This window comes from Sediminicola sp. 1XM1-17 (assembly GCF_037203765.1).
In the GTDB taxonomy this organism is placed as follows: domain Bacteria; phylum Bacteroidota; class Bacteroidia; order Flavobacteriales; family Flavobacteriaceae; genus Sediminicola.
The window spans coordinates 67502-79565 of the sequence record NZ_JBBCAS010000007.1 but is presented as its reverse complement, the minus strand read 5'-3'; the positions used below and the strand labels follow the sequence as shown (position 1 = coordinate 79565).

Genomic DNA, 12064 nt, shown 5'->3' with positions numbered 1-12064 from the left:
TTTTTTTAATTTCTGTAGAATGTACTTGTAAAGGTACTGGTATTTCCAACATTATCCGTTACCACAACCTTGAGTTCACATTGTTTTTGATCCAAAATCTTGTCATCGAAGTTATAGGTAATGGTATTTGTCTTGGTTTCATACTCCATCAATATCCATTCACCGTTCAATGTGGCCGTGTAGGTATCTATACCACTGAGGTCATCAGAAATGGTCAGGCTCAGATATCTATAGTTTGTCAACCATTGCTTATCCTTGAAGTTTTTACTTCTAATTTGAGGGGCAACCGTGTCCTTTGCCAAGGTGTATGTGCCCAGGTTCCTAGTTCTGGTGGTAAAGGTATTGTCCCTTCTGTAGGTTGAGGTATAACTGGGGCGCATACGGCTTCCAAGTCGGGCAATGAACATTTTACTGCGCTCTTCCTCCGAATATTTTGAGGCGTCAAAGGTGATGGTGAAATCCCTATGTGCCGGAACCCTACTGTTGTGGATGGTTACGGTGTCATTGCCCTTTTTTAGGTCCATATAAAAATCCTCGTAAAAAGTATTGGCCGGAAAATATACCTGCGCGGCACCAAGGTCATAATTGTTGGGTTTGGCCGCTATGATGTAGGTATCTGTTTTTTTATTTTCTTTAAGGACCTTGAGCGGTTGTCTTTTCCCCTCAACCGGAATGACCACTTTGGTGATGTTGTTTCCAAGATCTTTTAAAAGGATCTCAACTTGATAGCTCATTCCTTCATCAACCACTATTTTTCCGTCATTTTTAAGGGTTTTGTAGATGGAAAGGTTATTGCCCGGAGATCTAAAACATTTGGTGATCCATTTCCTGTACTTTCCAAAATAGTCATAATCTATTAAGGTGTTGATGTACCTCGTTTCGGAAAAAGAGAATTTTTCAAAATTGAAATCGGTATAAACCTCTCCGTTCACCAATTGTTGGACTTGGAATACACCATTTTTATTGGCAGCCAAATCCTGTCTATCATAGGCATTGAAACCAAAACCAATGGTTCCACTTGCATAGACTTTATCTGCCAGGAAGGAGCCATCAGGCTGTCTTGTAAAATTTATTTGCAACAGATCATTGCTTTGGTTGATCTGTGCATCGTCGGACAAGGCATATCCAAAAAGGTTGAGCAGGGTGGGATTGGTTGCATCACTGACATCTAACCCGTAGAGCAATGGATTGGTGGGTTCCTCGGAGACGCTGTTCCTAATTTCAAAATGCAAATGGGGTCCTGCAGATCCTCCGGTGTTCCCGCTGTAAGCGATCAATTCCCCTTTGGCTACCTTGAGTTCTCCGAAATCCGGGAACACTTCAACCTCAAAGGATTGTTTTTCATATTGGATTTTTTTGATGTAGGCTTCAATGGCAGGTGAGAATTTTTGAAGGTGTCCATAAACGGAAGTATAACCATTGGGATGCGTCAAATAAATTACCTTGCCATAGCCCCAGAGTGATACCTTTATTCTGCTGATGGTCCCTTCCGAGATGGCATATATAGGAAGGCCTTCGCGTTGTTGTGTCTTAATGTCGATTCCGGAATGAAAATGATTGCTCCTGAGCTCCCCAAAATTGCCCGAGAGTATCAATGGAATATCCAAGGGCGACCTAAAAACATCTTTAGGATAACTGTCTTGTGCAGATATGGTTAGGGAAAAGAATAGCAGTAGGGCTAAAAAATTAATTTTCATAATGTTCGATAAGTAGGTGCGAATGTAATTAAACGGTTGAAATGGTAAAAATCTATCGCTGTTAAAAAAGTTAAACCAATAAATTTGAACCATTTGTATAGGCGACAAAGTTTTCCTCCAAGAATAATTGTAAAAAGTATTGCGAAGTCGTTTGAGGTATGTTAACTTTGTGTAAAATGCATTGATATTTGCATATGAGTGAACTAGTGGAAATTGTTGATTCTTTAGAAAATAAAATTAGTAAGATGCTCCATAAGGTAGAGCTTCTGAACCAAGCTAATTTAAAATTGGAAGAAGAGTTGACTTCAGTTAAAAAAAGCCACGAGCTAACCAAAAATTCTGCTTTGGAATGGGAGGAGAAGTACAATTCACTTAAGCTTGCGAGTTCTATGCTAGGCAGTAATACGAATAAAACGGAAGCTAAGCTTAAAATAAACACATTAATCAGGGAGTTGGACCATTGTATTTCCCAACTTGCTGAATAGTGTATCAACGATACAATGTCAGAAAAGCTAAAAATAAAACTTTCTATTGCGGACAGGGTATATCCTTTGACCATAGACCCAAGCCAAGAAGAAGGTTTACGAAAGGCTGCGAAAAATATTGAGCAACTGGCTAAGAAATTTGAGCAAAGTTATGCAGTAAGGGACAAACAAGATGTGTTGGCCATGTGCGCTTTGCAGTTTGCTTCTAAAATAGAGCAGAAGGGAATAGACCAATCAGAAAATACCAAGGAAGTTGAAGAACGACTGAAAGCCCTGGATAGTCTGATTGCCACGAAGCTCGAATGGAAATAAGTTCTTTTAAATAAATAATGTTACTGCCCACATTGGTAATTATTTTTGACAAACTCAACACTAATTTGTTTGAAAAGGGTGAGTTTAGATTGTAAAAGCAGGCCTTACTAGTATAAGGATCCTTGATCAGTCTGTTAGCCCTAAACCTGTTTATCGGAGTTTGTACAAAACTTCCTCCAATGTGGGCTTTTTTTTTAATAATTTTTAAATTATGGATAGTACTACAATAATAATAGTAGGTATAGTTGGGCTTGCAATAGGTTTTGCGATTGCCAAGATTATGGAAAAGGGAAAAGCTTCCAAAACCATAATCAATGCAAAAAAAGAAGCTGCCTCCATTATCAAGGAAGCCGAATTGCAGGGTGAAAACACCAAAAAGGATAAGATTTATCAGGCTAAGGAGAAGTTTTTGGAACTGAAGGCAGAGCACGAAAAAGTCATAATCAGTAAGGATAAAAAGATCAGCGAGGCAGAAAAACGTACTCGCGATAAGGAATCCCAGATAAGTAACGAACTTGCCAAGAGTAAAAAACTCAACGAGCAGCTCGAAGTAAAATTACAGGAGGTAGACCACAAAAGTGAGTATCTGGAAAAAAGGCAGTCCGAATTGGAAAAGCTGCACAAAAGCCAGGTACAACAACTGGAGGTTATCTCAGGACTGTCTGCCGAAGATGCCAAAAGCCAATTGATGGAATCCTTAAGGGAAAATGCCAAATCCGATGCCATGGCTTTTATCCAGTCTACCGTGGAAGAGGCTAAATTGACCGCTCAGCAAGAGGCAAAGAAAATAGTAATCAATACCATCCAGCGCATTGGTACGGAAGAGGCCGTGGAAAATTGCGTTTCCGTATTTAACTTGGAATCCGATGATGTAAAAGGTCGTATCATAGGACGTGAAGGACGAAATATCCGTGCCCTTGAAGCGGCTACAGGAGTCGAGATCATTGTGGACGATACCCCAGAGGCAATCATTCTTTCTTGTTTTGATTCTGTTCGTAGGGAAGTGGCCCGTTTGTCCTTGCACAAGTTAGTGACCGATGGCCGAATACACCCGGCTCGTATTGAGGAGATCGTTAAGAAAACGGAAAAGCAGATAGAGGAAGAAATAGTTGAGATAGGGAAACGCACCGTAATAGATTTGGGTATTCATGGACTTCATCCAGAATTGATCAAGGCCGTTGGTAGAATGAAATACCGCTCTTCCTATGGTCAAAACCTTTTACAACACTCCAGAGAGGTTGCCAAACTATGTGGCGTGATGGCCGCTGAGTTGGGACTCAACCCTAAATTGGCCAAACGCGCCGGACTATTGCACGATATAGGTAAAGTGCCCAATACGGAAGCAGAAGTAGAAACACCACACGCTATCTTGGGAATGCAGTGGGCAGAGAAATACGGTGAGAAGCCAGATGTATGCAATGCCATTGGAGCCCACCACGATGAGATAGAAATGAAAACCTTGATTTCTCCAATTGTTCAGGTTTGTGATGCCATTAGTGGCGCCAGACCAGGAGCTCGTAGGCAAGTGTTGGATTCCTATATCCAGCGTCTTAAAGACTTGGAAGATATCGCCTTTGGTTTTGGAGGGGTTCAAAAGGCTTATGCCATACAAGCGGGTAGGGAATTACGAGTGATCGTGGAAAGTGAAAAAGTGAGCGATGAGAAGGCAGCGGAATTGTCATTCGAAATCTCACAAAAAATACAGACAGATATGACTTATCCCGGGCAGGTCAAAGTGACCGTTATCAGGGAGACTCGCTCCGTAAATGTGGCGAAATAAAAGTTATCCAAGTTAAAAAAAAGCGAGCCACTATGGCTCGCTTTTTTTTTGTTCCCCCTTGTTATTGGGATCTATTGTTTTCGTACCTGGAGAGCAATTTATTGGTTTGATTTTGCAACTTCCTTGCAAAGAAAGATGTCCACCCCAACAACAGTCCTTTTATCCCCAAAGCCTGTCTGGACCATCTGTAAAGATCAAATGTATCCTTATGGGATATGATCTTCCCATCCTTAAACTCAAATTGGGCCTGGATGGTATTATGGATTTCCCGTCCTGTTTTACTAAAAATATAATGGGCTTTCCATACGGCAGATGCCGTATGATTATCATGTACTATTTGAGATACCTGAATCTTAAAAGTCCTCCCTTGTTGTGAGGCACAGAGCATTCTCCACATGTTCTTGGCCCGATCGCCTTGCAACACGCCAAAAGCAGGGTCTTCAAAAATGATATCCTCGTGATATTGGGCCACCATTTTTTCCGCATCCAAGTCATTGAAAGCCCGGTAAAATAGTTCAATTTGTTCCTTTATGGTATTGGTACGGTCCATGTTAATTAGATAGGAATCTTATTTTTATTCAATATACAAATAGAATGGATAGGGATAAAAATACCCTTAGATTATTGTATCTTTAGATCCATATGATAAAAGACACAAAATTGGCCGTTTTGATAGACGGTGACAACATACCCTCCAAATACATCAAGGAGATGATGGAGGAAATTACCAAATACGGAACACCTACCATTAAGAGGATATACGGCGACTGGACAAAACCCCATTTATCCAAATGGAAGAATATTTTGTTGGAAAATGCCATTAATCCCATTCAACAATATGGATATACAGTAGGAAAGAATGCCACGGATTCCGCTATGATCATCGATGCCATGGATATTCTCTATTCCAATAAGGTAGACGGATTTTGTTTGGTTTCATCAGATAGTGATTTTACCAAACTGGCAACTAGATTAAGGGAAGCCGGACTTCAGGTTTATGGGATCGGGGAGAAAAAGACCCCGGATCCGTTCATTGTGGCCTGCGATAAGTTTATCTATTTGGAAATCCTTAAATCGGATAATGAAAAGCAGGATGGACAGTCCGATTCCAAAAAACAGGATGTCGATAAGATTACCCCCAAGATTATACGACTGCTGAGAAATTCGGTGTCCGATGCGGCAGATGAGGACGGTTGGGCCTTTATGGGAGATGTAGGATCCTTGATCATCAAGAAGCAGCCAAACTTCGATTCCAGGAATTTCGGATTTGAGAAGCTCACTCCTTTGTTCAAATCGCTGTCCCAATTTGAAGTGGATCATCGGGATCAGCCCAATGCGCGTTTCAAACTTGTGTATGTGAGGAACAAATAGGGTATATTTTTGGAATTCTGTTCTCCTTAACCGTAGTAGATCAAGGATATTGCGATAATAAAATTGTATCGGATAAATTAGATGTACCTTTGTGGCTTCATATAGGGGCGACCATGAATTGAGTGTCGTCTCTTAAACAATGTATATGTCATTTAAATCTTTGGGCCTATCCGACGCCCTGTTGAAAGCTGTCAACAAAAAAGGATACACCACACCGTCGCCTATTCAGGAAAAAGCAATACCACAAATACTAGAAAGAAAAGATGTTCTTGCCTCCGCGCAAACGGGGACAGGCAAGACAGCCGGATTTACTTTGCCAATATTGCAGGTCCTTTCACAGGCTCCCATTTTAAGAAGAAGACCTGTAAGGGCTCTAGTGCTGACCCCTACAAGGGAATTGGCAGCCCAAGTGTATGCCAATGTGAAGGAATACAGTGAGTTTCTGGATATAAGGTCCACTGTTATTTTTGGAGGCGTGAATGCGAATCCACAAATTGCAACCCTGCGCAATGGAGTTGATATTTTGGTGGCCACTCCAGGTCGCCTTTTGGATCTCCATAACCAGAAAGCCCTATCATTGGATAGCGTAGAAATTTTGGTATTGGATGAGGCCGACCGTATGTTGGACATGGGTTTTCTAAGGGATATCAAGAAAATATTGAACCTAATGCCCGCCAAAAGGCAAAATCTACTGTTTTCGGCAACCTTTTCCAAAGAAATAAAACAATTGGCCGGTGGTTTTCTACATCATCCGGTATTGGTTGAAGCAACCCCGGAAAATACAACTGCGGAAAAGGTGGATCAACAAGTCTACCGTGTGGATAAAAGTAGAAAGCCGGAATTGGTCATCAAGTTGATCGGTGAGGGCGAATGGAAGCAAGTACTCATTTTTACCAGGACCAAACACGGGGCCAATAGGTTGAGTGAGAAGTTGAACAAGAATGATATTACCGCTGCTGCCATACATGGCAATAAAAGTCAAGGTGCTAGAACCAAAGCATTGGACGGTTTTAAAAAAGGAACCGTAAGGGTTTTGGTAGCCACGGATATCGCAGCCCGTGGATTGGATATTCCATTATTGCCTCATGTGATCAACTTTGAACTACCCAACGTACCAGAAGACTACGTGCATAGAATAGGTAGGACAGGTAGGGCAGGGGCCAGTGGAGAAGCTCTTTCTTTGGTGTCCCAGGACGAAATGGAATATGTAAGAGGTATAGAAAAGTTATTGGGGATGAAATTGCCCAGTGACGTATTGGAAGGTTTTGAACCCAGTGGAAGGCCCGAAAAAGAAGAAGAGGATGACAGAGGGCCAAGGCAGAGAAACCCAAGATCAAAAGCAAAACAAGGAACAGGAAATAAAAAACCCAATAGGTTCAAGAGTAGATCTGGAGGGAATAGAAATTCTTAAGACAAAAAAAACGGGACCAATTGGTCCCGTTTTTAATTAAAACTTTTCATCATTATTCTTTTTCTGAAACGTCATCATCATCCATTTCGGCCTCTTCGGCTTCCCTATTGAGATTGTTTTCCAAGATGTTGAGCTTTTTTAGTTTTGCTTTCCAGGTCGTCAGGGCCTCCTTGTGGTTGTTGATGTTCTTGATCACCTCTTTGACAACGGGACTATCCTCTGAAGCATTGGAGAAAAACTGTAAATTATTCTCCAATTGATTGATCTCACTTTTGCTCTCCTCTATTTTTCTTCTGATAAACGTACGCTCATTATAAATGGCTCTTTCGTTATCCGCATTGGCCAATTGTTGAATTTTATTGCCATATTTCATCAATTCAGCTTCCTGCTTGTTAACGTCCAATTTATTAAAAAGGGCATCTAGGATCTTATTGAACTTTACATTGATGTTTTTCTTATTGAAAGGAACCCTTCCATAGGTTTTCCATTCTGTGATGAATTCTTTGATACTAGTCAGATCTTTCTGCTTGTCCCCACTAAGCTCAAAGGCTTTCAATCGATCCATGCAGGCGTTTTTCTTTTCAAAATTTTCCTCTTCCTCCTTATGCGCCTCGTTTTTCAAGGAATGTAAACGGTCAAAATAGTGGTTGCATGCATTTTTGAATTCGTTCCAAATTTTGTCCGAATACTTTCTGGGTACGTGACCAATTTTTTTCCATTCGTTTTGGATACGTTTCATTTCAGGGGTTACAGTGTCGTAGTCCTCACTGTCCTTTAATGAAACGGCCAATTCCAATAATGCCCGTTTTTTATCAAGATTTTCCTGCTGATCTTTTTTGAGGTTCTTATAATACGCGTTCTTGTTTCTATTAAAATTGCGTACCGTTTCCTTAAATGAGGCCCAGGTCTGTTCATTTACCTTTTGTGGTACCTTACCGGCCTTGAAAAAAGATTCCCTTAAATCCTCCACTTTTTTCATTTGCTGTTGCAGGGCCTTGTGGTTGTTGGCCATGTTGTCAGCAATGTCCTTGATAGCGGCTATGATCTCATTTTTTTTCACCAAGTTCTGTTCATAGACCTTGTCCATTTCTTTATAATGGTCCTGTCTTCGTTGGTGTAGTGCTTTGGTGGCATTGCTAAAGGCTTCCCAGATCAGTTCACGGTGTTCCTTATCGACCGGACCGATATCCTCTTTCCAAATCTTGTGTAAGGTTTGCAGCTCTTGAAATGCCTTGCTTAAATCAGGTTCATTGGCCAGGGCCTCGGCGCGTTCAATCAATCGGAGCTTCTCCTCCAGGTTGTGCTTAAAGTCCAGATCACGTAACTCCCTATTTAGGTGAAGGAAATCGTAAAATATTTCTATATGGTGGTGGTAGGTACGCCATACATCGTTGTAATTGGTCCTGGGAACAGGGCCTGCGGTGCGCCACCTCTCCTGTAGATCCTTAAAATTCTTGTACGTGGTATTAATATCCTCTTCCACGTTGACAAGCCCTTTAAGTTCTTCAATTATGGCCAACCTGTTCTCTAGATTGTCCTTGAGGTTGTGCTCCAGCTTTTTGTAATATTGATCCCTTTTTTCACGGTATTCCGTGTATACTTCATTGAATTGCCTTTTGGTAACCGAATTATATCTAAAGTCTATTTCATTACCGCCATTACTGACAAATTCTTCCTTTTTATGTTCTATGAAATCCTGGAATTTTAGATCGAACTCATATTTGATTCCATCAACATGTTTTTTGATGGCCTGTACTTTTTCATTTTTGACCAAACGTTGCAATTCTCCAACTAGATTTTCCATCGACATGGCGTGGTAGTCCAAAATTGGGATTTGGTGCCGTACACGGTTGTCCTCATCCTCGGCATCCTCGGCATTGGATTCATCTATCTCTTCCTGTAGGTCTTCTTCTTTCTCGGCAGTAGGCTCCCCAGAATCATTGCCAGTGGCAGGAATATCCTCTTTCTTGCCTTTGGATGGGTCCTCGGTGGCTTCCTCTTCTTTTACTTTTGGTATATCAGCGCTTTTCTCTGAATTCGATGTGACTTCAGTAGTTTCTGATTTTTTTTCACCACCTACATTATCCTGTAGTTGCTCGTCTTTCTCTTCTAACATTTTTAGAATGTTTATCGGTTATACGATATTGTACCATGGTAAGATAGTAACAACCGCGTTAATAGCAAAGTTAAGCAATCTTCTTTTAAGCAGATGTTAATGCCAGATATAAGAGTGGAGAGGCATGTAATGGGTTTTTGGGGCCTGTAAATCGTACCTCCTTGTAGGTGGTTACAGACATTTCCTTGATCTAAATGGAGTGGTATGTTCTTACAGATTCCATATTTCCCAAGCCTTTTCGGCCTGTATGGCCAACATTTTATGTCCATTTTGGATATCGGCACCACGGGCCTCACCTTCTTTCAAAAAGGCAGTTTTTTCTGGATTGTAAATAAGATCGAACAGTAAATGCCATTCGGTTAAAAATTTATAGGGAATAGATGGCTTTGCTGTGATGTTGGGAGAAGTTCCCAAGGGGGTGCAGTTTACAATAACTGTATATTCCGCCATTATCGATTCATTAAGATCGTCATAGCTCCATTGGTTGGCTTCGGGGTTTCTGGAAACAAAGGTACGGGCTATGCCAAGTTCATCAAATACAAAAGCCACGGCTTTTGAAGCCCCCCCTGTACCTAAAATAAGAGCTTTCTTATGGTGTTTTTTAAGGTGGGGCGCTATGGAATCTTGAAACCCAAAAACATCTGTATTGTAACCAACGAGTCCTTCTTTTGTAAATTTTATCGTGTTCACCGCCCCAATTTTGGCGGCTTTATGGTCAATTTGGTCCAGAAAGGGAAGTATGGCCTCCTTGTAGGGGATGGTGACATTGAGCCCCTTGATATCCTTATTATGATCTATGAGGTCTTTAAATTCTGTAATTTCCTGGATATCAAAATTTTCATAGGAGTAGTTCTTTAGGTTGAGCCCTGAAAATTTTTGGGTAAAATACCCTTTGGAGAAAGAATAGGCAATGTTTTTGCCTACCAGTCCAAATCTATTTTTTGTGTTTTCTGTATTTTCCATACCATTCCAATCCTAATAATAATGCGGCACCCAGCACCATATAAAAAATGGCCCACCAAGATTCTGGATTTTCCAAATCCGGAATATAGCGATGATAATTGACAATTACCTCATTTCCGTTGGAGTCTATAAGCACATTGCCCAAGGCATCCGTTTTATAAATGGTTTTCTTCCAAGGCCATACCACACCCAAAGAACCGGTAATAAAGCCTATGATCACGGCAGTGGTTATATTTTTGTAATTCTTAAGTACAAAGCTCAGGATATGGGACAAGGTTACCAATCCTGTGGCCGAACCAAGGGTAAAGACTGCCAATATTTTTAGAGTATTCAGTCTTCTGGAATTGTTGATAAAACCAAAATCGCCTTCCATAATATCTGCAAATGTATCGTAAAGAGAATTTACGGAATCTACCAGTAATAGCACATAATTGCCCAAAAGTATCAGGATAAAAGAGCCGGACAAACCGGGAAGGGTCATCCCGGAGACACTGATGATCCCGCAAAAGAAAATAAAAAAGAGGTTGTCGTTTTCTGTAGCAGGATTCAGGAAGCTGATAGAGATTCCAAGAAGAAGTCCAAGCAAGCCTGCCAGGATCGTTTTTTTGTTCCAGTGGCCAAAGTCTTTGGAAATATAGTAGATGGAGCCTATGATCATTCCAAAAAAGGCAGCCCATACATACAGCTCTTTCTTTTCCAAAAAGTAATCCAGTATTTTGGAAATACTGAAATAGCTCACCAACATGCCAAATATCAGCAATGACAAAAATTGCCCATTGACGTATCTGTAAAAACTTTTGAACCTACCGTTGAGAATTAGTTTAAAGGCCTTGAGGTTTATTTTTTGCAAAGAATATATAAACTCTTCATAAAAACCCGCCACAAAGGCCACAATTCCTCCTGATACACCTGGAACTTTATTTGCCGCACCCATAAAAAGACCCTTTATGATCAGAAATATCTTATCGATAAATGTCCTTTCCGCGCGCATTTATATTCTAGTTTTCTTTTTTAGAGGCCAATTTTTCAAGTATAAAAATAACAGAGAATCCAAAGATTCCCAAGAGGACAGCGTACATTAACTGTGGATCTCCATTAAAAGAAAAAGGGGAAATATTTGCTTCTTTTACGGTAATGACCTTGTCCCCGTACGTTTTGGTGGCCAACACCTCTTTCCAAGGCCAAATTTTATTCAGGGAGCCCAAAATAAAGCCGGTCAATAGGGCAAGTGTAATATTCTTATAGTTGCTGAACATCCATTTGAGGACTTTGGCAAAGCTTAAAAGACCTATAATGGCACCCAAGGCTACCGTCGCAACAATGGTTAGATCGCGTTCGTGGACAGCATCCAAAATGGTTTTGTAAGACCCCAAAAGAACCAGAATAAAGGCACCGGAAATACCGGGCAATATCATGGCGCAAACGGCCAAGGCTCCTGAAAAGAACAAAAATGTAATACTACCTGTATGTTCCGATGGGGGAAGGGTGGTTATAAAATAAGCGGCCAAGGCGCCAACGATAAAGACCGTTATGGTGCCCAAATTCCATTTCTCAATGGCCTTGCCCACAAAAAAGACACTGGCAATCACCAGCCCAAAAAAGAAGGACCACAATAGAACAGGTTCATTGATCAATAACCAACTGATGATTTTTGCCAAGGAAAATACACTTATGGCGATCCCCAAAAAGAGGGCAACCAAAAAATTACCGTTCAATTGAGACCAAAATGCGCCCAGACCATCATTCTTTAAGGTTTTGAAAAGCGATAGATTGATATTGTTGATCGAGGTGATCAGTTCCTCATAGATTCCGGAAATGAAAGCAATGGTGCCCCCAGAAACCCCAGGTACAACATCAGCTGCGCCCATGGCCATTCCTTTAAGAGTAATAAAAAAATACTGTAGAAAATTTCGACTTTGCATAGCGAAT

Annotated in this window: 11 protein-coding genes and 1 other RNA gene; 6 read left to right on the top strand and 6 right to left on the bottom strand. The window is 40.9% G+C overall.

Features of this window, described 5'->3' with window-relative positions; translation table 11 throughout:
• Positions 1 to 5: 5 nt before the first annotated feature.
• Positions 6 to 1697: a M23 family metallopeptidase gene (locus WAA86_RS11545; RefSeq protein WP_337301164.1), complete on the bottom strand. Its 1692-nt coding sequence runs from the start codon at positions 1695 to 1697 to the stop codon at positions 6 to 8.
• A 194-nt stretch (positions 1698 to 1891) separates the two neighbouring features.
• Here WAA86_RS11545 and WAA86_RS11540 point away from each other — a divergent pair, with 194 nt between their 5' ends.
• From WAA86_RS11540 to rny, 4 genes are all read left to right on the top strand, one after another.
• On the top strand, positions 1892 to 2182 hold the full coding sequence (locus WAA86_RS11540; RefSeq protein WP_337301163.1) for a hypothetical protein: 291 nt from the start codon (positions 1892 to 1894) through the stop codon (positions 2180 to 2182).
• 15 nt (positions 2183 to 2197) lie between these two features.
• Positions 2198 to 2494 (top strand): cell division protein ZapA, encoded by a 297-nt coding sequence (locus WAA86_RS11535; RefSeq protein ID WP_337301162.1) that lies wholly within the window; start codon positions 2198 to 2200, stop codon positions 2492 to 2494.
• 52 nt (positions 2495 to 2546) lie between these two features.
• A non-coding RNA gene (ssrS, locus tag WAA86_RS11530) (6S RNA) lies at positions 2547 to 2656 on the top strand.
• 49 nt (positions 2657 to 2705) lie between these two features.
• The gene (rny, locus tag WAA86_RS11525) at positions 2706 to 4274 is read left to right on the top strand and encodes a ribonuclease Y (protein ID WP_337301161.1); all 1569 of its coding nucleotides are present in this window, start codon (positions 2706 to 2708) and stop codon (positions 4272 to 4274) included.
• Positions 4275 to 4335: 61 nt separating this feature from the next.
• Here rny and WAA86_RS11520 read toward each other — a convergent pair whose 3' ends face one another.
• A complete protein-coding gene (locus WAA86_RS11520) occupies positions 4336 to 4824 on the bottom strand; it encodes a nuclear transport factor 2 family protein (protein WP_337301160.1) in 489 nt (162 codons plus the stop codon).
• A gap of 92 nt (positions 4825 to 4916) precedes the next feature.
• Here WAA86_RS11520 and WAA86_RS11515 point away from each other — a divergent pair, with 92 nt between their 5' ends.
• Positions 4917 to 5645, top strand: a complete 729-nt coding sequence (locus WAA86_RS11515) for an NYN domain-containing protein (protein ID WP_337301159.1) — start codon at positions 4917 to 4919, stop codon at positions 5643 to 5645.
• Between the two features lie 145 nt (positions 5646 to 5790).
• Positions 5791 to 7056: a DEAD/DEAH box helicase gene (locus WAA86_RS11510; protein WP_337301158.1), complete on the top strand. Its 1266-nt coding sequence runs from the start codon at positions 5791 to 5793 to the stop codon at positions 7054 to 7056.
• Positions 7057 to 7108: 52 nt separating this feature from the next.
• Here WAA86_RS11510 and WAA86_RS11505 read toward each other — a convergent pair whose 3' ends face one another.
• The 4 genes from WAA86_RS11505 to WAA86_RS11490 all read right to left on the bottom strand — a co-directional run bounded on the left by WAA86_RS11505 (position 7109) and on the right by WAA86_RS11490 (position 12057).
• Positions 7109 to 9172, bottom strand: a complete 2064-nt coding sequence (locus WAA86_RS11505) for a DUF349 domain-containing protein (protein WP_337301157.1) — start codon at positions 9170 to 9172, stop codon at positions 7109 to 7111.
• Positions 9173 to 9382: 210 nt separating this feature from the next.
• Positions 9383 to 10135, bottom strand: a complete 753-nt coding sequence (locus WAA86_RS11500) for a shikimate dehydrogenase family protein (protein ID WP_337301156.1) — start codon at positions 10133 to 10135, stop codon at positions 9383 to 9385.
• Positions 10107 to 11126 (bottom strand): DUF368 domain-containing protein, encoded by a 1020-nt coding sequence (locus WAA86_RS11495; protein WP_337301155.1) that lies wholly within the window; start codon positions 11124 to 11126, stop codon positions 10107 to 10109. The genes WAA86_RS11500 and WAA86_RS11495 overlap by 29 nt, the downstream gene beginning before the upstream one ends.
• A 7-nt stretch (positions 11127 to 11133) precedes the next feature.
• On the bottom strand, positions 11134 to 12057 hold the full coding sequence (locus WAA86_RS11490; RefSeq protein WP_337301154.1) for a DUF368 domain-containing protein: 924 nt from the start codon (positions 12055 to 12057) through the stop codon (positions 11134 to 11136).
• Positions 12058 to 12064 lie beyond the last annotated feature (7 nt).

Coding starts and splice junctions, on each gene's coding strand:
- WAA86_RS11515 (WP_337301159.1), top strand. CDS start 4,917: ATGATAAAAGACACAAAATTGGCCGTTTTGATAGACGGTGACAACATA.
- WAA86_RS11505 (WP_337301157.1), bottom strand. CDS start 9,172: ATGTTAGAAGAGAAAGACGAGCAACTACAGGATAATGTAGGTGGTGAA.
- WAA86_RS11510 (WP_337301158.1), top strand. CDS start 5,791: ATGTCATTTAAATCTTTGGGCCTATCCGACGCCCTGTTGAAAGCTGTC.
- WAA86_RS11490 (WP_337301154.1), bottom strand. CDS start 12,057: ATGCAAAGTCGAAATTTTCTACAGTATTTTTTTATTACTCTTAAAGGA.
- WAA86_RS11520 (WP_337301160.1), bottom strand. CDS start 4,824: ATGGACCGTACCAATACCATAAAGGAACAAATTGAACTATTTTACCGG.
- WAA86_RS11535 (WP_337301162.1), top strand. CDS start 2,198: ATGTCAGAAAAGCTAAAAATAAAACTTTCTATTGCGGACAGGGTATAT.
- WAA86_RS11545 (WP_337301164.1), bottom strand. CDS start 1,697: ATGAAAATTAATTTTTTAGCCCTACTGCTATTCTTTTCCCTAACCATA.
- WAA86_RS11495 (WP_337301155.1), bottom strand. CDS start 11,126: ATGCGCGCGGAAAGGACATTTATCGATAAGATATTTCTGATCATAAAG.
- WAA86_RS11500 (WP_337301156.1), bottom strand. CDS start 10,135: ATGGAAAATACAGAAAACACAAAAAATAGATTTGGACTGGTAGGCAAA.
- WAA86_RS11540 (WP_337301163.1), top strand. CDS start 1,892: ATGAGTGAACTAGTGGAAATTGTTGATTCTTTAGAAAATAAAATTAGT.
- rny (WP_337301161.1), top strand. CDS start 2,706: ATGGATAGTACTACAATAATAATAGTAGGTATAGTTGGGCTTGCAATA.